The organism is Sporolactobacillus shoreicorticis (assembly GCF_024125445.1).
GTDB lineage: Bacteria > Bacillota > Bacilli > Bacillales > Sporolactobacillaceae > Sporolactobacillus > Sporolactobacillus shoreicorticis.
Map to the genome: position 1 here is coordinate 25,928 of NZ_JAMXWM010000022.1, position 17,881 is coordinate 43,808.

The 17,881-nt window shown below is 45.4% G+C and carries 19 protein-coding genes; 10 read left to right on the forward strand and 9 right to left on the reverse strand.

The window, feature by feature from the left end; all coding sequences use genetic code 11:
• Positions 1 to 9: 9 nt before the first annotated feature.
• Positions 10 to 1,044 carry a DUF1835 domain-containing protein gene (locus tag NIE88_RS15765; protein WP_253063565.1) on the reverse strand — a complete coding sequence of 345 codons (1,035 nt, stop codon included), beginning with the start codon at positions 1,042 to 1,044 and terminating at the stop codon, positions 10 to 12.
• Positions 1,045 to 1,152: 108 nt separating this feature from the next.
• Positions 1,153 to 2,073: a ketopantoate reductase family protein gene (locus NIE88_RS15770; protein WP_253063566.1), complete on the reverse strand. Its 921-nt coding sequence runs from the start codon at positions 2,071 to 2,073 to the stop codon at positions 1,153 to 1,155.
• A gap of 154 nt (positions 2,074 to 2,227) precedes the next feature.
• Here NIE88_RS15770 and NIE88_RS15775 point away from each other — a divergent pair, with 154 nt between their 5' ends.
• Positions 2,228 to 2,869: a DUF421 domain-containing protein gene (locus NIE88_RS15775; protein WP_253063567.1), complete on the forward strand. Its 642-nt coding sequence runs from the start codon at positions 2,228 to 2,230 to the stop codon at positions 2,867 to 2,869.
• 158 nt (positions 2,870 to 3,027) lie between these two features.
• On the opposite strand, the gene NIE88_RS15780 is transcribed toward NIE88_RS15775, so the two are convergent.
• The gene (locus tag NIE88_RS15780) at positions 3,028 to 4,047 is read right to left on the reverse strand and encodes a zinc-binding alcohol dehydrogenase family protein (RefSeq protein ID WP_253063568.1); all 1,020 of its coding nucleotides are present in this window, start codon (positions 4,045 to 4,047) and stop codon (positions 3,028 to 3,030) included.
• A 125-nt stretch (positions 4,048 to 4,172) separates the two neighbouring features.
• On the opposite strand from NIE88_RS15780, the gene NIE88_RS15785 reads away from it, so the two are divergent.
• The 7 genes from NIE88_RS15785 to NIE88_RS15815 all read left to right on the forward strand — a co-directional run bounded on the left by NIE88_RS15785 (position 4,173) and on the right by NIE88_RS15815 (position 9,548).
• Positions 4,173 to 4,538: a winged helix-turn-helix transcriptional regulator gene (locus NIE88_RS15785; protein ID WP_253063569.1), complete on the forward strand. Its 366-nt coding sequence runs from the start codon at positions 4,173 to 4,175 to the stop codon at positions 4,536 to 4,538.
• A 404-nt stretch (positions 4,539 to 4,942) separates the two neighbouring features.
• Positions 4,943 to 5,332, forward strand: coding sequence for a GntR family transcriptional regulator (locus NIE88_RS15790; RefSeq protein WP_253063570.1), 390 nt, complete (start codon positions 4,943 to 4,945; stop codon positions 5,330 to 5,332).
• The gene (locus tag NIE88_RS15795) at positions 5,329 to 6,372 is read left to right on the forward strand and encodes a DUF5808 domain-containing protein (RefSeq protein ID WP_253063571.1); all 1,044 of its coding nucleotides are present in this window, start codon (positions 5,329 to 5,331) and stop codon (positions 6,370 to 6,372) included. Before NIE88_RS15790 ends, NIE88_RS15795 begins: the two co-directional genes overlap by 4 nt.
• Before the next feature lie 40 nt (positions 6,373 to 6,412).
• The gene (locus tag NIE88_RS15800) at positions 6,413 to 6,610 is read left to right on the forward strand and encodes a PLDc N-terminal domain-containing protein (protein WP_253063572.1); all 198 of its coding nucleotides are present in this window, start codon (positions 6,413 to 6,415) and stop codon (positions 6,608 to 6,610) included.
• Entirely contained in the window at positions 6,607 to 7,524 is a 918-nt protein-coding gene (locus NIE88_RS15805) for an ABC transporter ATP-binding protein (RefSeq protein WP_253063574.1), read from the forward strand. The genes NIE88_RS15800 and NIE88_RS15805 overlap by 4 nt, the downstream gene beginning before the upstream one ends.
• Positions 7,521 to 8,285, forward strand: coding sequence for an ABC transporter permease (locus NIE88_RS15810; RefSeq protein WP_253063576.1), 765 nt, complete (start codon positions 7,521 to 7,523; stop codon positions 8,283 to 8,285). Before NIE88_RS15805 ends, NIE88_RS15810 begins: the two co-directional genes overlap by 4 nt.
• Before the next feature lie 168 nt (positions 8,286 to 8,453).
• Positions 8,454 to 9,548 carry a metallophosphoesterase gene (locus NIE88_RS15815; RefSeq protein ID WP_253063578.1) on the forward strand — a complete coding sequence of 365 codons (1,095 nt, stop codon included), beginning with the start codon at positions 8,454 to 8,456 and terminating at the stop codon, positions 9,546 to 9,548.
• A gap of 516 nt (positions 9,549 to 10,064) precedes the next feature.
• Here the strand turns inward: NIE88_RS15815 and NIE88_RS15820 are convergent.
• From NIE88_RS15820 to NIE88_RS15845, 6 genes are read right to left on the reverse strand one after another with little or no spacing between them, the layout of a single operon-like run.
• Positions 10,065 to 10,457: a PTS glucitol/sorbitol transporter subunit IIA gene (locus NIE88_RS15820; RefSeq protein WP_253063580.1), complete on the reverse strand. Its 393-nt coding sequence runs from the start codon at positions 10,455 to 10,457 to the stop codon at positions 10,065 to 10,067.
• A gap of 35 nt (positions 10,458 to 10,492) precedes the next feature.
• Complete coding sequence (gene srlE / locus NIE88_RS15825) at positions 10,493 to 11,500, reverse strand: PTS glucitol/sorbitol transporter subunit IIB (RefSeq protein WP_253063582.1); 1,008 nt, start codon at positions 11,498 to 11,500, stop codon at positions 10,493 to 10,495.
• Between the two features lie 13 nt (positions 11,501 to 11,513).
• A complete protein-coding gene (srlA, locus tag NIE88_RS15830; protein ID WP_253063584.1) occupies positions 11,514 to 12,068 on the reverse strand; it encodes a PTS glucitol/sorbitol transporter subunit IIC in 555 nt (184 codons plus the stop codon).
• Positions 12,069 to 12,073: 5 nt separating this feature from the next.
• Positions 12,074 to 12,544 carry a transcriptional regulator GutM gene (locus tag NIE88_RS15835; RefSeq protein ID WP_253063586.1) on the reverse strand — a complete coding sequence of 157 codons (471 nt, stop codon included), beginning with the start codon at positions 12,542 to 12,544 and terminating at the stop codon, positions 12,074 to 12,076.
• A 12-nt stretch (positions 12,545 to 12,556) separates the two neighbouring features.
• Positions 12,557 to 14,473: a BglG family transcription antiterminator gene (locus tag NIE88_RS15840; protein ID WP_253063588.1), complete on the reverse strand. Its 1,917-nt coding sequence runs from the start codon at positions 14,471 to 14,473 to the stop codon at positions 12,557 to 12,559.
• 43 nt (positions 14,474 to 14,516) lie between these two features.
• A complete protein-coding gene (locus NIE88_RS15845; RefSeq protein WP_253063590.1) occupies positions 14,517 to 15,320 on the reverse strand; it encodes an SDR family oxidoreductase in 804 nt (267 codons plus the stop codon).
• Positions 15,321 to 15,604: 284 nt separating this feature from the next.
• Between NIE88_RS15845 and eno the strand changes: the two genes are divergently transcribed.
• Positions 15,605 to 16,891 (forward strand): phosphopyruvate hydratase, encoded by a 1,287-nt coding sequence (gene eno, locus NIE88_RS15850; protein WP_253063592.1) that lies wholly within the window; start codon positions 15,605 to 15,607, stop codon positions 16,889 to 16,891.
• A gap of 185 nt (positions 16,892 to 17,076) precedes the next feature.
• The gene (locus NIE88_RS15855; RefSeq protein ID WP_253063594.1) at positions 17,077 to 17,712 is read left to right on the forward strand and encodes a DUF190 domain-containing protein; all 636 of its coding nucleotides are present in this window, start codon (positions 17,077 to 17,079) and stop codon (positions 17,710 to 17,712) included.
• Positions 17,713 to 17,881: the final 169 nt, after the last annotated feature.

Sequence of the window (17,881 nt, forward strand, 5' to 3'; positions counted from 1 at the left end):
GGTCACTCCTTAATTTAAGGTTAAAGTCGTATGAAATATTTGATTGGGATACTTTTTCCCCGTCATTTTTCCTGCATCAATCAATGCTTTAATGCGCCAATAAATAAATGTATCACCGACCCACTGATGATCGCGCAATTCAAAAATCACGGCGGTGATTAAACGAACGCAAGGAAAACCCTTGTGACTATATTCCTTCTGCCTGGCAAGCTTGCGTGCATGTCGTAAAATTTCGGCATCAAAGTGATCCGGCATCACAGGATGTACGCGGTCATCCGTCCAAATGCGCAGCAACGAAGGATCACCGGAGACACGCCGCCATTCGTTTTCCAATTGGCGACGCTTGTTTTCGGTCAACGGTGGACTCTGCGCGTATTTTTTAAACAGCATCGCCAACGTTACCGGAAGCAGTTCGCCGCTGCAGGCCGAGCGCACGCCTTCTCCAAACTCACCAAGCAGCTTTTTTTCATAGGCAGAGGGATTGATAACCCTAATCGAATTCGTCCGGCCGCGCAAAAGATAGACTACGAGATCGAGTCCGCACTGCTCCCAAGCATTGTCCGATGCCCAAATGGTAACCGGGACATGCTCAGGAATAGCTTTGATTGCGCTCAACTGATCAGCTGGGGAATCAATAGAATCGTTATCATAAGGAGGGTAGCCGTCCATCACATCTTTGAGCCAAGCCATTCGATTGCGCCATCCGTCCAATTCATCCAGTCGGGTTAATGGTCCATTTGAAAGATCCGTCGTGACGGCAATGACTTGTCCGCGCCGGGCATTAATACCGCCCAGCCCAACTTTCAAACTTCCGGCAGCCGAATCGCCAAACACAATATGCCAGTAACTTAACGCCGCCTCAGTCAGAGGCTGCTCCGGCTGCAAATGAATCAGATCTTCATACATGCGGCGAACGCTTTTTGTCAGACGCTTTTCATCCGGAACTTGACCTGCCATTTCTGCTTCTTGAAACAGATGCAGCAATATCCGCTTGCTTTCTCGTTCACCCAGTTGGTCAATGGCTTCCACTAGTTTCTCATACACTGACTCAATCGCCTCCATTTAAATCCTATCAAAATCGTTGAGTACTTACCAAACGTAAGGGCTCGATGAAAAGCTGACTGTCTCAATCGTCACACAACTTTTGATCATTTAGTTCGCATAACTTGCTTCAATTGCGCGAATACGCTTATAAAGAAAGTCATTGACCGGCGTCGGAATCCCATGCTTTTTGCCCAGTTTACGAATCGTGCCCGCAAACAGATCAACCTCGGTCGGGCGGTTCTGTAAGGTATCCTGTCGCATCGAAGGCATTCCTTCCGGGTTCAGATCGTCATTAATTTTTAACCAATGAGCAATCTCACTTTCTTGAAGCGGCACCCCTTCAGCATTGGCAACTTTGACCACTTCCTTCATCGCCGCAATGACCGTTTCGCGCGGTTTGCCTGATACCTGAATTCCGCCATAATTGGTCTCGAAGACCGCCGTCGACTGGTTCACACCTGTATTAACCATCAGCTTGCTCCACATTTTGTGGCGTATGCGGTCGGGAATTTCATAAGGAATCTCTGTTTTTTCAAACAGACGGGCAAGCGCGTCCACTTTTTCGCTTCGCGTGTCGTCGGGTTCTCCAAAACTGACAAAACCTATATTCTCATAGGTCAGTTTATTGCCGATTTTAGAAGCATCCATACCGGCGACAATACAATAAAGCAGTTGATCAAAACCAAACGCCTCACCAATCATTTGCTCACTAGAAATACCGTTCAGCACAGAGAGCAGAATCGTCTGTTTGCCGATTTGGTTTCCCGCACTTTCAATTGCACCTTTAAGTCCTGTGTATTTCACCGCAAAAATGAGTAGATCGGCAGGATCGCTTTGTTCGTTTGCATCCACATAGTGGAAGTCACACAGCTCCCCATTGCAGTAAATACCTTCTTTTTTGTATCGCTCGATCCGGTCATGATCGGCAACAATCCGTACCGCATCTTTGCCTAAATGATCGCTTAATTGCTTCCCATACATAATTCCCAACGCGCCGAGTCCCACAATCGCCACTGTTTTAATCTTCATTCTTTTCCTCCGGATCGTTTCATTTTTTCTGTAAAGTAACCTTACATCCAAGTATAAACGTTTCAAGCGAAAGCTCACAACTGATCAGCCATACATAGAAAAGGACACCAATTGCCAAACTATCCATGTAAATAATATGGAGGGTTTGAGTCTCGTGAATTTTATCATGCGTTTTATCGACTTTCATCCAAGCTGGCTATGGAAAGCCGTTGTTATTATTCTCTTTGGTATTCTGCTGATTCGCATTTCCGGACGAAAATCGATCTCGCAAATGACCATTCCGCAAACAGTCATTATGATCTCTATTGGGACATTACTTGTCCAGCCAATTAGTGGAAAAAGTGTCACTCTTTCCTTTGTGATCGGCGCTATTTTTGTACTCACCCTTTTTCTGATTGATTTCATTCAGCTGAAATGGGACTGGGCCGAGGCACTTTTTTCCGGTCATGCCAAGATCATTATAAAGAATGGAACATTGCGGATAAATCGTCTGAGGAAAATGAAAATGACCGTTGATCATATCGAAATGCAGCTGCGCCAAATGGGCATCGAGCGTATTGAAGATATCGAGATGGCGACGATTGAACAAAGCGGACAGATCGGCTATTTGCTCGTCTCCGATCAGCGTCCGGCGACAAAGAAAGACATTGCCGAACTGCGCAGCGATTTGAATGCCATCGCTCGTGCACTCAAAGTTCAACTGCCGTCCGCACAATCAGAAAAACATCCGAAGAGTAATCTATTTACAGAGATTGAGCAAGGACATAAGGGGCGTGTGCCACGAAAACTACGCTGAACATTTGTTCACAAAATTTCCGATACATCCGTTAATTTGGGATTTCATTATGATTTTTATAGGTTCGTTATGATAATCAACGTCAAAAATGTTGACGTGTGAACATCCCTATATAAACTGCCCTCAGAATCGATTCTGAGGGCAGTTTATTGTTTGATTTAATTTTCTCCGACAACCACTTTGCCGATCATTCGCCCGCTTTCAATGAGCTTATGTGCTTCGCGGAGATTTTCCGCATTCAATGGTGTCAGCTTTTTCGTTACCGTCTGCTTGATTACTCCGCTGTCCAATAGCGCCGCAATCTTTGTCAGGAGTTTATGCTGCTCAATAATGTCCTCGGTTTCAAAAGCTGAGCGCGTGAACATCGACTCCCAGCTGAACGTAGTGCTTTTAGACTTAATCAAATCAAGATTGATGTCTTCTCCAATTTCCACGATGGAGCAGATATGGCCTTGCGGCTTGATCACGTCATCCATGTTCTGCCAATGTGCCTTCGTATTATTCAGACATAATATGGCGTCAACCGTATCAAATGGAAGCTTTTCAAATTCATCCTTGAATGGATTTCTATGATTGATGACTTCATCCGCGCCGAGATCTTTCACCCATTGAACCGTTTCCGGGCGTGAGGCGGTCACCGTGACGTGCAGCCCCGCCCATTTGGCCAGCTGAACCGCTATTGAGCCGACGCCTCCGGCACCATTAATAATTAAAAGGCGTTTTCCTGTATTTTCTTCATGATGTTGCGCGCGAAACGGCAATCGGTCAAATAATGCTTCATAGGCGGTGATGCTAGTTAAGGGCATGCCTGCTGCCGTCAGGAAATCCAACGTTTTCGGCTTACGCGCGACAATCCGTTCGTCAACTAAATGCTGGTCGGCATTCGTTCCTTTTCGCGTGATGTCGCCAGCATAATAGATTTCATCACCAGGTTTGAAAAGAGTCACCTTTTCTCCTATCGCTTTGACGATACCGCTCGCATCATAGCCGACAATCCGCGCACCGTTCGTTCGTCCGTTCCGCGCATTTCGCACCTTCGTATCGACCGGATTAACGGACACAGCTTTTACTTGAACAAGCAGATCATGCCCTACCGGCCGCTGATCCGGAATCTCTATAGGAATAATGCTGTTCGAATTTGAAATGTCTGTCACTTCCAGTGTGCCAAATGCCTTCATTTTAACGCCTCCCAGCTTCTTTTCTTCGTTTCAAGCACACTTATAGTATAATGTCCTAAAGCAGCACGGCTAGAACGCACAATGGCGTAACGTAGAAACAAGAATGTAACCGAGGAGGCTTCGTGATGCGGAATCGAAAAGCAGGCTACGCATGCAAGCATTGTCCTGTTGAAACAACCCTCGATATCATCGGCGGGAAATGGAAAGGGGTTATTCTTTATCATCTAATGACGAAAGCAAGACGGTTCAACGAGATGCGTCGTCTCATGCCTAGTATAAGCCAGCGCATGTTAACGCTTCAGCTTCGCGAATTGGCAAAAGACGGCGTGATTCACCGCGAAGTGTTTCCCGTTGTCCCGCCAAAAACAGAGTACTCTCTGACTGCGTTTGGCGAAACGCTGAAACCGATTATTCAAGAAATGAAACGCTGGGGTGATCACTACGAGCAAACCCATCAGGACGTGCTGGAAAGAAACATCCATGCCGACTAAAAAATCGGTTTACCAAAACCTGCCGCACTTCTTGCGCTACCTATCTCTCGTTTCAAATCAAATTCATTCATCCACTCGAGCCCTCGCAGTCTCATCTTGGACTTCCCACATCTCATTCGCCCAACCCACTTTTTCTTCTATAACTGCAACCTACTTTTTTTAAATGCTTCATAATTGGGCATTTTTATTTTTGCTTCGAGATCAAAAAAACAGCGATTGAGTGGTTGGGTTCATTTTATATTCTCCCATTTTTTTAATCAGCCTTATTTTACTTGACCGCCCGCAAAGAACAGCAGCGGAGATCTTCTTTTCAATACCGTTTCTCCATTCATCATCTAGACACTTCATCCAATTAGTGTTATATATAATGTATAACAGATAGAACAAAAAAGGAGGCAGATCAGGTGCTTCTTTCCATCGATTTCGGATCGGATCAGCCGATTTATATGCAAATACGTAATGGAATTGTTACCGGAATTGCTTCCGGCACTTTGAAGGACGGCGATTCGCTGCCTTCTGTTCGTACTCTGGGAACGGAAATCGGCGTTAATCTCCATACCGTCAATAAAGCCTATCAATTGCTTCAAAGTGAAGGGTTTATTGAAATTCAGCGGCGGCGCGGAACCTTTATTAAAGCCGGAGATGCGGCAAAACATGCGGCCGAATTCTTGAAAAACTGCGGTGGTCCATTGAAGACACTTGTCTCCGAAGCAGTTACACGCCGCATTGATCGAGCCGTGCTCCACCAAATGATTGATCACATGTACGACGAACTGGAGGGTAATAAATCATGAGTGATACCAGTCTCACCTTATATGGCACTTATCTCATCGTCGCGGGCCTCTTGATTATTCAGCCTTGGTTTTCAAGAAAAAATGTGCTGTTTGGTGTGATTTTCGCCAGCCATTCAATCTGGGATCATGTTCAGGCAGCGTCGATCCGACACCGGTATTTGCTTAGTGCAGGTGGTACCGCGCTTGCGTTTTTCGTCATTCTTCTTTTACTCCCATTTTTCTTAACCGATGGAAAATGGTCATTGGGATTCAATGTTGTTATGCTCGCACTCATTGTCATTGACTCGTTTTTCTATATTCTTGCCAATCGACAGACACGAAAATTGAAGCAGAGTATGGGAGCGAATGGCCAACTGACGACGCAAAAAATTGTCGTTGATCTGGGCAAAAGCGACCGTGAGACTGTGCTGTCCCTCAAATGGCTTTTTCTCCTGATTCCTGTCTTCGTCGCCACATTGGCTGTCGTGTGGTTTGGCTATCCATATATCGCCGATTCAATCCCGACACATTTCGGAATCAGCGGACCCGACCGGTGGGCAGTGAAATCATGGCACGTCGTCCTTTCACCGGTAGTGTCAGAGCTTCTGCTCGGGGTACTTATTCTCTTTACCCGGCGCGCACCTGCATCCGTTAAAGGAAATCCGAATGCTGCTCCGGGTTACGCGCAGTATCGTAAAATGATGAATATCTTGCTGATCGTATTTTGTCTTTTATCAGAAATTCTGTTTTTTCTCATGGTTCTCAGCTTTATCACACCAATTCGACCGCTGTGGTTTTCGATTCTGTTTGTTGTTGATCTTGGTTTTCTGATCATGATGATCTTGCTCCATGCACGCTTTGTTCGCAGCAAACATGCATCGGGACCGATCCTTGATGACGACGGCAAGTGGATTTGGGGGATCTTTTATTTCAACCGCTACGACCCATCCATTTTTGTGGAAAAAAGGGTGGGAATCGGGTTCACAGTCAATATGGCCCGTCCGATTGCCTGGATTGTTTTGATCGGTATTATTATCATCGCCATTGTTTTCTCGCGGTAACATATTTACATCAACTTGCATGACTATTGGAGTGAATTCAATGATTCAAAATTATTTGCCGTTCCTGATTCCGATTATTGTGCTTGAACTTATTCTTGCCCTCTCTGCCCTGATTCATCTTTTACGGCATCAATCATTCAGATTCGGAAATCTGTTCATCTGGATCATCATTGTCCTTTTTCTGCAAATTATCGGCCCAATCCTCTATTTCACAATCGGCAGAGGTGAAGACGCATGAACGTTTTGGAAGTCCGGCACATTCAGAAAAATTTTGGCAGGCATCAGGTCCTGAGCGATCTCAACTTCGCCGTTTCCGAGCATTCTATTTTCGGCCTGATTGGAAAAAACGGGGCGGGTAAAACGACTGCGATGAAGATGATTCTAGGCTTTCTTAGGCCTGCCGGCGGAGAAATACGTGTGTGCGGTGAAAACGTGATTTATGGCAATACGGCAACAAACCGACTGATCGGCTACTTGCCCGATGTACCTGAATTTTACGGATATATGACTGCTAGAGAATATCTAACGATGTGTGGCAGGATCACCGGACTCACCAAACTGCAGACTCATGAATGGCTCCAAGAGCTTCTGCCGCTTGTCGGGCTTGATGGGATCAAGAGACGCATTCACAGTTTCTCAAGGGGCATGAAGCAGCGGCTTGGCATTGCACAGGCGCTGCTGAACAAGCCTAGGCTGCTGATTTGCGATGAAGCAACGTCGGCACTCGATCCTAAAGGCAGAAAAGAAATACTGGACCTGCTGTCAGTGGCTGCCGATCAGACAACCGTCCTATTTTCAACGCATATTTTGTCTGATGTGGAGCGTATTTGCGATTCGATCGGCCTGCTTCATGAGGGCAGGCTCGCCCTGCACGGAAAGCTGTCCGAGATTAAAAATACGTACAGAAAAGAAACCGTACGCATTGAAACACTTAATGAGGCGCAAGCAAGGCACTTGCTTGAGTGCCTCGATGCACGCTCATTTATTCAATCCGCTGAACGCAGTCAAAGTTCGGTAACGGTGCAGCTCCATGATCCTCAGAAGAACGGGCTTAAAATCATCGATATGCTATCCAATGAGCAAATACCCATTCTGAACTACGAGCTGCTTGAGCCGTCGCTCGAAAATGTCTTTTTGGATGTGATCAAATGAATGGATTTACCGCTTTTTTCAAAAAAGAATGGCTTGAAGCGATTCGAAATTACCGAGTGCTTCTATTGTTTTCCGTTTCCGCTCTTTTCGGTATGATGAGTCCACTGACTGCTAAAATGATGCCCGATATTCTTGCCAATGTAAAAGTTGAGGGAATGGTTCTCAAGATTCCGAACCCGACTTTCACTGATGCTTTTGTACAGTTTTTCAATAATTTTTCGCAAATGGGCATGGCTCTATTGCTGCTCGTCTTTGGCGGTGTGCTTTCTCAAGATCTTGTCAGAGGGACATTAATCATCCCGCTATCAAAGGGTTTATCCCGCCATGCGGTCATCCTTGCTAAATATACTGCCGCCTTAACTTTGTGGACATCAAGCTACGCGCTTGCTGCCCTGATCCATTATGGCTATACCCTCTATTTATTCAGACTCGTTTCAGTCAAGCATTTATTTTTCTCACTCTTCTGTCTCTGGCTGTTCGGCGCGTTTCTTCTTGCCGTTCTTCTGACAGCGAGCGTGATCGTGCGAGGTAGCTATGGCGGACTCTTTGTGACTGTTGCCGGGTTGGGAATTCTACTCATCTGCCAAACCATTTTCAGGATGGAGCGGTTTAATCCTTTGAGGCTCGCTTCAGAAAACATGGCATTATTAAGCGATAAGGCCGCGTTTGATCCGTTACTTACGATCGCTTGGATCACTGCGGGTTTCATTCTAGCCGCTCTGATCCTCGCCATGGCGATATTTAAGAAAAAAAGTATATAAGCTAACAACCTGCGTCCGTTTACAAACACCTGCCTGCATGAGAATAAGCAGGTGTTTTTTTCGTTATCGGAGTTTCCGCGTCCTCGGATTCGCGAATTAAGCTATAATAAAAACTGTTGCCAGAATTTTTTCCATCAATGCCGCACTATTTGTTAAGAAGGTGATCCCATGCTTCACATTCAGAACATCACGCTCCCGGAAACTGGACGAGTGATCGTTATATCCGACATCCACGGCGATCTGCAGCTTTTTCAGACGCTGCTTAAAAAAGTTCACTATACAACAGACGATACGCTCATCATCAATGGCGATTTATGCGAGCGAGGACCGGACAGTTTAGGCGTGATCCGCTTTGCGAGAAAACTGGTAGAGGAAAATGGCAATGCCTATATAACGGAGGGTAACTGTGATCGGTTGATTCATCATGCTTTCGATCATGATCCGACATTCTTTGATCATTTGGAGCGCAATCCACATTCGATTATGAATGAATGGCTGCAGGAACACGGACGCACCAACGCCGACTTTGACTCGGTCACTGATTTAGCGAATTTTTACAGGTCCAACTGTGGTGAGGAAATTGACTGGCTCTTCTCCCTGCCGACCGCTCTGGAAGCTGATCGTTATCTCTTTATTCACGCTGGAATCGACAACATCAAGGATTGGCAAGAAACCAGCCACCGCTCAGCCACTGCGCTCCCTCATTTTTATACCCGCAAGCATCAATGCGCAAAGACCGTTGTCGTCGGTCACTGGCCGGTTGTTAATTATCGCGCGGAAACGGTCACCTGCCACAACCCGATCATTGATCGCGATAAACGGATGATCTGCATCGACGGCGGGAATCAGGTACGCTTCGACGGACAGCTAAACGCGCTGATCATTGAACGCCATCCGCGGGGCGATCAGTTTTCCTACACATATGCAGATCATTTTCACCAATTCGCAACGATTAGAAAAGCGTATACCGCTCCAGCGGATTTCATCGGCACGCTGAATTATCCCAACTATGAAGTTAAGCTGCTTGTGGCCGGAAAATACTTCAGCCTCTGTGAAAATGTGAATTTGGGGCTCAAGCAATGGCTTAAAAATGACTATTTGGTGAAAAAGCTGGGCGCGCTTTTCGCGGACAACGATGTCAGCGCGAGTGGTTTGACAGTTGCGAAGAACGATCAGGTTGCCGTCATTAATGATAAATGCGCGGGCTATACACTCGTCAAAAAAGACGGAGCGGTCGGCTGGGTACCGAAGGAGTGTTTGTGAACTAGTTTCTTGCTTAAACAACAGGCAAAAAGCGCCCGTCCTTACTTCCGCAGGATGCGTTGACTTTCGCGTTGCATACAGGACATATGCGTAATTAGCGAAAGTTCCCTTCATACGGAAGTTCCTCTACTGTTAGTGAAAGCTCCTTTGCTCCAAATACCGTTTTGAATCATCAACCTTGTCTTGAACAGACATTCTATTTCACACTGGTAGGAAAGTATAAGAAAACATTTAAAGAAAACGAGTGTAAGCGCAACTAAGTCTTCGCCTTCGCCAGAGGCTTGGCGAAGCCAAGTTTTCTAATAACTCATTTTGATCCTCAATTAAGTAACGAGTAAAATAAGCGGAGATTTTCCGTCTATTTCTCAGATTGAGCGCTAACCTGATCGCCCAGCGGAATCTTATGACGTTTATCGTCGTCCCAGCAAGGCAAAACGATAAACTTTCTTTATCTGCAAAAACACCTGTACGGCGGTAAGTCGTTTTCCGCCTAACAGGTGCTTGCTTTTCAATCGGTTACCACTCAATCGCAATCTGAGTTCCGATTCCAATGTTCGGAATTGGCTTGCTTTCAAGATATAAGGTTCCTGCCAAATTCGCTTTCGTGCTGCCGTCGAATTTCATTGTGATATGACCAAGATCGGCAAGATTCTTCTGAACGAGGCGTCCAACTGCAGTTATCTTAAATTTACTTTTATCTATTGACACGTATTGTCCTGTTTGGATTTGATCATGAACCGACGTTACATTGATGCCGAAGCAATAGTCTTTTAATCCTTCAGGTGCCTCATTGCCGAACAAAATGAGCATTTTTTCTTGAAGAAACTCTTTTGCCAGTTTGCCGATACTTTTAATTTCTGTTTTGTAGATCACTGCGTTTTCCGCTGATTTTCTTTTTATTCCGAACATGATTCACCCTCCTTTAATCACGCGATCGATATCTTTTATACATAGAGTCCGAAGCTGCACAGCCAAGCAAGAACAACACGCGGCACACCGGTTAAAAACCGAGAATAGAGAACAGCCGGAACACCAACCTCTACCGTTTCCGGCTTCGCTTCAGCAAGACCTAATCCGACCGGCACAAAGTCACAGGCGTTCTGCGTGTTAATCGCGAAGAGGGCCGGCAATGCTAATTGCGGTGGAATATTGCCCTTACCGATTTCCACACCGATCAAGGTTCCGATGATTTGTCCGATGACTCCGCCAGGACCAAGAAGCGGTGAAAGGAATGGCAGCGAACAGATAAACCCAATCAGCATCAGCCCCCATATGTTACCGGCAAGCGGAGACATCACTTTGCCAAACCATGTTCCGACCCCTGATCCTTGAATGATTCCGATGATCATCGCCACAAACGCCATAAATGGAAGAATTGTATTAAGCATTGTTTGAACGGCGTCACGTCCTGCCTGATAGAGCGTGCTGACTACTTTGCCTGCGCCAAGTCCGATTTTCGTAAACAGGTCTTGATGCTCGCTCGCCGCTAAAGTCTCGGATATCTTTTTATCCGAACTGTATCTGTAGGTTTTCTGCGTGTCTGACGGTGTCGCTTCACTCTCCTCGGATGAATCGGTTGAACCTTCCCATGCTGAAATCTGATCAACACCGACATTCGATACATAGATATGCTCATTAATATACTGAGCGAGCGGTCCGCTTTTACCGGTTGGCATGACATTTATCGTTGGGATGCCCTTTTTCGGATAGATCCCGCATCGGAGCGTTCCACCGCAATCGACGATCGCCACTGCCATTTCTTCATCCGGTACACTGGTTTTAAATCCGTTCACCGGAACCCCTCCGGTAAGCTCCACAAGTTTGTCGACAATCGCCGGCCTGTTCCCGCCACCGACAATATAAACGATTTTGTCTTTTCCTTCTCTTGGTGTGATGATCAGCGGTCCGCCATAACCACCGCTTCCTTTGACAACCCGAGCTGATTGATACATACTGTTCACCCTCTCAACTATTTTTTAGATCAGCGGTTTTACTTAACGTCACGTTTTGCTGCTTCGAAACCCATCCGGTCATAAAGTCGGTAATCCATCCGCAGAAGAAATTGGCAACAAGGCCGACAAGCAAATAGCGGATGGCAAGAGGGGTAGTGTCGAGCCCCAATTGTTGAACACCTTGGGCGATGCCAAGCCAGATAAAGAGTTCGGCAGCATTAATATGCGGGAATACGCCGTTACTCGTATGACAAAAATAAGCTGCGGATGCGAAGTAACTTGGCTTGTAATATTCGGGCATAAATCGTCCGAGCGAGTGCACCATTGGATTGGCCAGCATAAATGCACCGAGAAAAGGCAGTACCATATATCTTAGAATCGGATTACTTGCAGACTTGGCTGCCAGCTTGTTAATTTTATCAGCGCCGATTAAACCGATTAGCGCGTTCATTGCAACGAGAAGCATAAGTACAAGCGGTACAATGCCGGTCATCCACGACATAAACGTCTTGCCACCCATTTGAAAAAGATAGATAAATCCTTTTGCGGCACTTACTATCAGATCCATTTGACTCACCCCTGATTATTTGATTTCCGTGCGTTCTGAAATAAGCTCTTAATCATTAATGACATGCCTGCCATCGGTGTTTTCGGAGCGTCTTTAATTACTCCGCCATTCGCGACAACTGTGTAATTATGCACACTATTCGCAATCGCCTTCTGAAGCAGCTTGTTGCATCGTTTCATTTTCATTTCCGGCAGATGCTGAATATTCTCATGAATAAATTCGTTCATTTCATGAAAACGGGCGAATATGGTCACGCCTTGCATTTTCCGTGCATCCACGATATTTCCGTCAGGATCAACGGTAAAAAAGACAATCGTTCCGGACTTGAAATGTCCTTTTTTTCGTCCAATGGCTACCTTCCCTTTTCGGCGCATCTCCACAAATACATTGGAAAAATGCTTGATTTGAAAATATCCGAAAAAAAGTTGCAGAAGGAATGCGCCGCCAATAAAAAACATCAGGATATAGAAAAGCATCTGCCTCACCTCTCATCGAGTGTTGAAACTGCACAGTGTTTTGACATGTGCCCGAATTTCCGAGCAGTTCATTTTATCCAGATTTTTATACAGAGAATCGCCATTTTTTGCAAGCGTTATCATTTCGTCATATAGTTGTACGAGCAGCGTTTCATTGTGCTGACTTTCCGGAATGCCGAGTAAAAAGATCAACCGCGCTTTGCCTTGATCCCCTTTATTTTCAGGGGAACAGATGCCGACGGAAAGCACAATCTCCTGACTGCCTTGATTGATCGTATGTGGAAAAGCGATACCCTGATCAAAAATTGTCGCTTTTACCCGTTCTTTCTTTAAAATGCGTGCTCTGAACGCTGCATCCACAAGCCTTTTTTTCTCAAGCCGATCCATCATCACCGACAGATTTTCAATATATGATTTCTGCCCGGAAAGGATAAAGAACCGGTCTTCATGAAACAATTGGCTGGTAAGTGAAAGAGACGGATGAACACTCTTTATATTCAGCGTCTCAAGTGCCAAGCATTTCCTGATTTTTTCTGCCAGCTTCTGTTCATCAAAAATATCTTTCACTTCAATGACCGGTCCGGGCATATTCGGAAGCGGGACCGTAGAAAAAATCAGATCAAACGGTTTCATTTTTTCCTGACTCACCGATAGTGAAGAAAATAGCTGTTTCTCAACCTGCTCTGGAAGGATTTTATTGAGCTGCATCGAAATGATGCGTGCCGATCCTCGACCGGTGTCGCAGACAATCGCAATCCGCTTGATCCGTGACAGCGGTTCTTCCTGTTCGATAACCGCAATACCGAAATAATAGGCAAGGTAGCTGAGCTCCTCATCCGTCACTTTAATCCCGTAACGCGCATCAATGACTTCGCTTGCGATCTCCGCCATCTCATAGGCGAGCGGATATTTTTCCCGAACTTCAGTAATCAATGTATTGTGAATCGCGACACCGAAAATTAAGCGATTCAGCATGAACATGAGATGATCGGCCAATTCACGCTCAATATCAGCAAAGTTGATTTCGATATGCAGCTGCTTTGCCACGCGATGCCCAATCTCATCAATCAGCTGCCAAATGGATTCGGGAAGCGATGCTGCTGCGGCATCCGGCGGATGAACCGGGGAACGGCGCCCCAGAATCGGGATCGTTAAAAACGCCCGTTCCATTACCGGAAGAATTCCACAGCGTTTTTTAAGTCGGCCGGCAAGGGTATCAACCTTCTGGTATTCCTTTGTACCAATAATATCATTGAGGCTGAAGGTTTCATTAAAGGTCTCTAAGGGATGCGTTGCCGAACGCCGAAGTGCAATGCCAATGTAGCGGGAAAACGATCTTTCCGTAGCTTCCGCCAGCTCATTATCGACTGCAAACCGATGCACCCAATCCTTAATTTCCTCATCTGGCGGACAATCAAAAAGATGCTCATTATTTTGCAGAATGTAAAGGCGTTTTTGCCATTCCGAACCGCTTAATTGTATGCCTTTGTTTGGCATCCCCAGAATATGCAGATCATAGCCATCAAAAGTCACACGAAGTCGGCGCAGATCATTATTCAGCGTCGATCGGCTGACATGCAGCTGTTCCGACAAATCATCGATCAACAGCGGTTTCTCCGCATCAAGTAATTGAACGGCCAGTTTTTTCACACGGTTTCCTGGTGTATCCCAATCCGTTTGCATATTGCCGATTTCCCGAATTGCTTTCTGAATGGTCCGCTCATTTACAATGATCAATTGGTAACGGCCATCTGTTAACTGTATCTCGCCAGCAGACTTCAAGTCATGGTTCAACAGCATCACATCATTACGAATCGTTCGTTTCGTCACCGACAATGCTTCAGCCAATTCATCAGTCGAAGGACTGACGCTGCTCTGAAGTTCATTAAGAATGATTGAGAGACGTTCGTTTCGCGTCCATCTGCCCATGTTCTTCCCCTCTCATCACTTCGGCCGGAGAGACTCAGCCGTTTCAGCCTCTTGACTTGCCGCCTGTAATATTAATCGTTGTCCCTGTAATATAGCCAGCACGATCGGAAAACAGATAAGCAACCAGATTACCGATATCATCCAACTTTCCCGGTCTTCCAAGGGGAATTGATTTTGAGTAATCGGTCCCCAGTTGATCAACCGTGATATTTCTTGTGTAGGCAAGCGCTTCATTGTAAGCATCGGTGGTTAGGCCGGTTTTTTCATTGATGCCCGGGGCAACAGCCACGACGCGAATATGATGACCGCCTAGTTCTTTTGCCCATGATCGTGTGAATCCGTTCACCGCCCCCTTTGTTGCCGAATAACAGCTTTGTCCGTTCGAGCCTTCCATCCCCGCTTCAGAAGAAATGTTGACAATAACACCCTTACCCGTTTTCAGAAATTCCCGGACAACTGCCTGTGTCATAAAAAAAACACCTTTTTGATTCACATTAACCATGAGATCAAACGCCTTTTCATCTAGTTCATATTCCGGTTTTTCACCTCTGAAGTCAACCAGCAGACGCGGCAAATTAATGCCGGCGTTGTTGACCAATCCGTCAATGGTTCCAAAATGATCGGCAACATGGCGCACGGCTTTCTCCGCGCTTCGCTTATTTGTGACGTCGAGCTGAACATAATAAATACCCTGGTCATCCTGAGTCCCCGTCTCCGCATTCAGGTCACCGACAACCGCCTGCGCGCCTGCGCGACTTAATGTTTCAGCAATATGCTTACCAATCCCCGACGCGCCTCCTGTGACAACAATTACTTTCTTTTCCAGTCCAAGCCATCTATCTGCCATTTTCTTCTCTTCCCTTCGTATCTGTCTGTTCTCTTACTACATTTTCATTATAATAGCGCTTACATTATTGATTAATACAGACTTTTTCCGATTTTTTGGAAAAAATTTGTATGAAACCAATGAATAGTTGCTATTTTTTTCGTTTATGATAAGATTGACCTGTAAATAAATAGGCCATGACGTTGACCATTAAGCGGTGCATGCACCTGATAACGTCTACCTTGACATCCTTTAGAAGGATTGTTTGAGGTAGGCGTTTTAATTTTTTTTGAGGAGGATGAACGATGCAAAAGAAGATTGAATCCGTCAAAGCAAGAGAGATTTTTGATTCACGAGGTAATCCGACGATTGAGGTTGATGTTCAGTTAAATGATGGAGCCTTGGGTCGTGCGAGTGTTCCTTCAGGTGCGTCCACAGGGGACAGGGAAGTCGTTGAATTAAGAGACGGCGGATCCCGCCTTAGAGGAAAGGGCGTCCTCAAAGCCGTTAACAATGTCAATGGACCCATCCGTAAAAAAATGATCGGTGAGTCGCCATATGATCAGCACCATATCGATCAGCTTCTCATCGAACTCGATGGGACCCCTACAAAAAAGAATCTTGGCGCCAATGCGATTCTTGGTGTATCACTTGCTGTCTGCCGGGCCGCCGCGCTCACTGAACGGATGCCGCTCTATCGTTACCTCGGAGGAGTGGACTGTGAGCTGCCGCGTCCGTTTTTCAATGTTATCAACGGTGGAAAGCATGCAGATTCGGGAATCGATATTCAGGAATTTTTAATCACGCCCATCGGCTTCGACCATTTTCGTGAAGGCCTTGAAAGTATTGATAATACGTACCATAAATTGAAAAGCATCCTGGCAGATAAAGCACTCGTCACCTCCGTTGGCGACGAAGGTGGGTTTGCACCGCATCTCGGATCAAGCGAAGAAGCAATTGAAACATTAATTGAAGCCATAACAAAATCCGGGTACCAGCCGGGCAAAGATATAGCTATCGCCATTGATCCTGCCTCCAGTGAGTTTTATAAAAACGGGACCTACCACTTTGAGGGGAAACAGTTAAGTTCGGAAGAGATGATCCGTTATTATCAACAGCTGATTCAAAAGTATCCAATCATTTCTATTGAAGACGGACTCTCAGAACACGATTGGGAGAGCTGGGTACCGCTTACAAAACAGCTTGGCAAAAAGGTTCAATTAATCGGTGATGACATTTTTGTTACAAATCCCGCGATATTCAGTGAAGGAATTAAAAAAGGAATCGCCAATTCTATTTTGATTAAGCTTAATCAAATCGGTACAATTTCGGAAACGATTGAGACAATCAAAAAGGCACGTCGCGCCGGATATACAACCATGATTTCGCATCGTTCCGGAGAAACAGAAGATACATTTATTGCCGATTTTGCTGTTGCAATGGGGGCAGGCCAAATAAAAACGGGCGCAATGGCGCGAACAGAGCGTGTTTCAAAATACAATCAATTCTTAAGAATTGAAGAAGAGCTCGGCCAAGATACGATCATGACGCCTTTTCCGTTTAAAGAAAATTTGTCGCACCCAAGCCTTTGAGCATGGACTGTGAACTTATGCATGGTGTGCAGAAATTACGGCATTCATGGATAGCCACGTCTACAGCATAACACAGGACGCGACACCGTAAAGTTCCCTACCTTTCAATAGATCCAGTACAATCATTTACCCTTGCCAAATAGATGGCAAGAGTTTTTTCTACTTCAATGACCGAGGGTGATCGAATGAAGAGTCTTTTAAGAATCATTGTTAATGAAACCGCCGAAACGGATCATAAGCAAATTCTTTATGAGTGGGTGAAACACTTTCTTTGGGAAAAAGGATTTCCGGGCTTAACGATCCGCCGCGGAGAAATGAACCTTGATAATCAGGGCAGACGCCATATCAGTATTCTTGAAGATCAGCCCTTCAATGATCTGGCACTGATCATTGAAACGGTGCATGACAATGAACAGATCAAAGCAGTTATTCCAGAACTTGAAAAACATATTCCACACGGACAAATCAGTGTAACAAAAGGAATGGAGGAAAAAGATATGAGTGACCACAGATATTTTACCGTCAAGGTCTATACTAAGGAAGAAAACTCATGGTTTAAAAAGGAAGAGTATGAAAAAGTGCTGACTTTTTTTCAAAAGAAAAACGCAATCTGGACTTCCGTCACAAAAGGAATTGTCGGATATGGTAAAGATCGCGTCATTCATCGCCAAAAAATATTTTCAGTCAGTGAACAAACACCGGTTGTTGTTGAATGTATCATTTCTTCCGACCATTTGACGGATCTGTTGGCCGGCTTAAAAAATCTCGTTGAAGAAGGCGCTGTATTTACAACACCTGTTCATTTGATTATAAACAAGTGAACCACATCGGCTACTTGCATGCCGAGCTTCTAGGAACATTGCACCTTGCCCAAAAAATGGGTAGAGATCACAGCTCTTTTACTAAGGCTTGTTCCAAGCCAGTAGGCAATATTTGGGCAACTTGGTTTCGTCTCATAAGCGCAGCATAGAACATACGATCGCTTTTGTC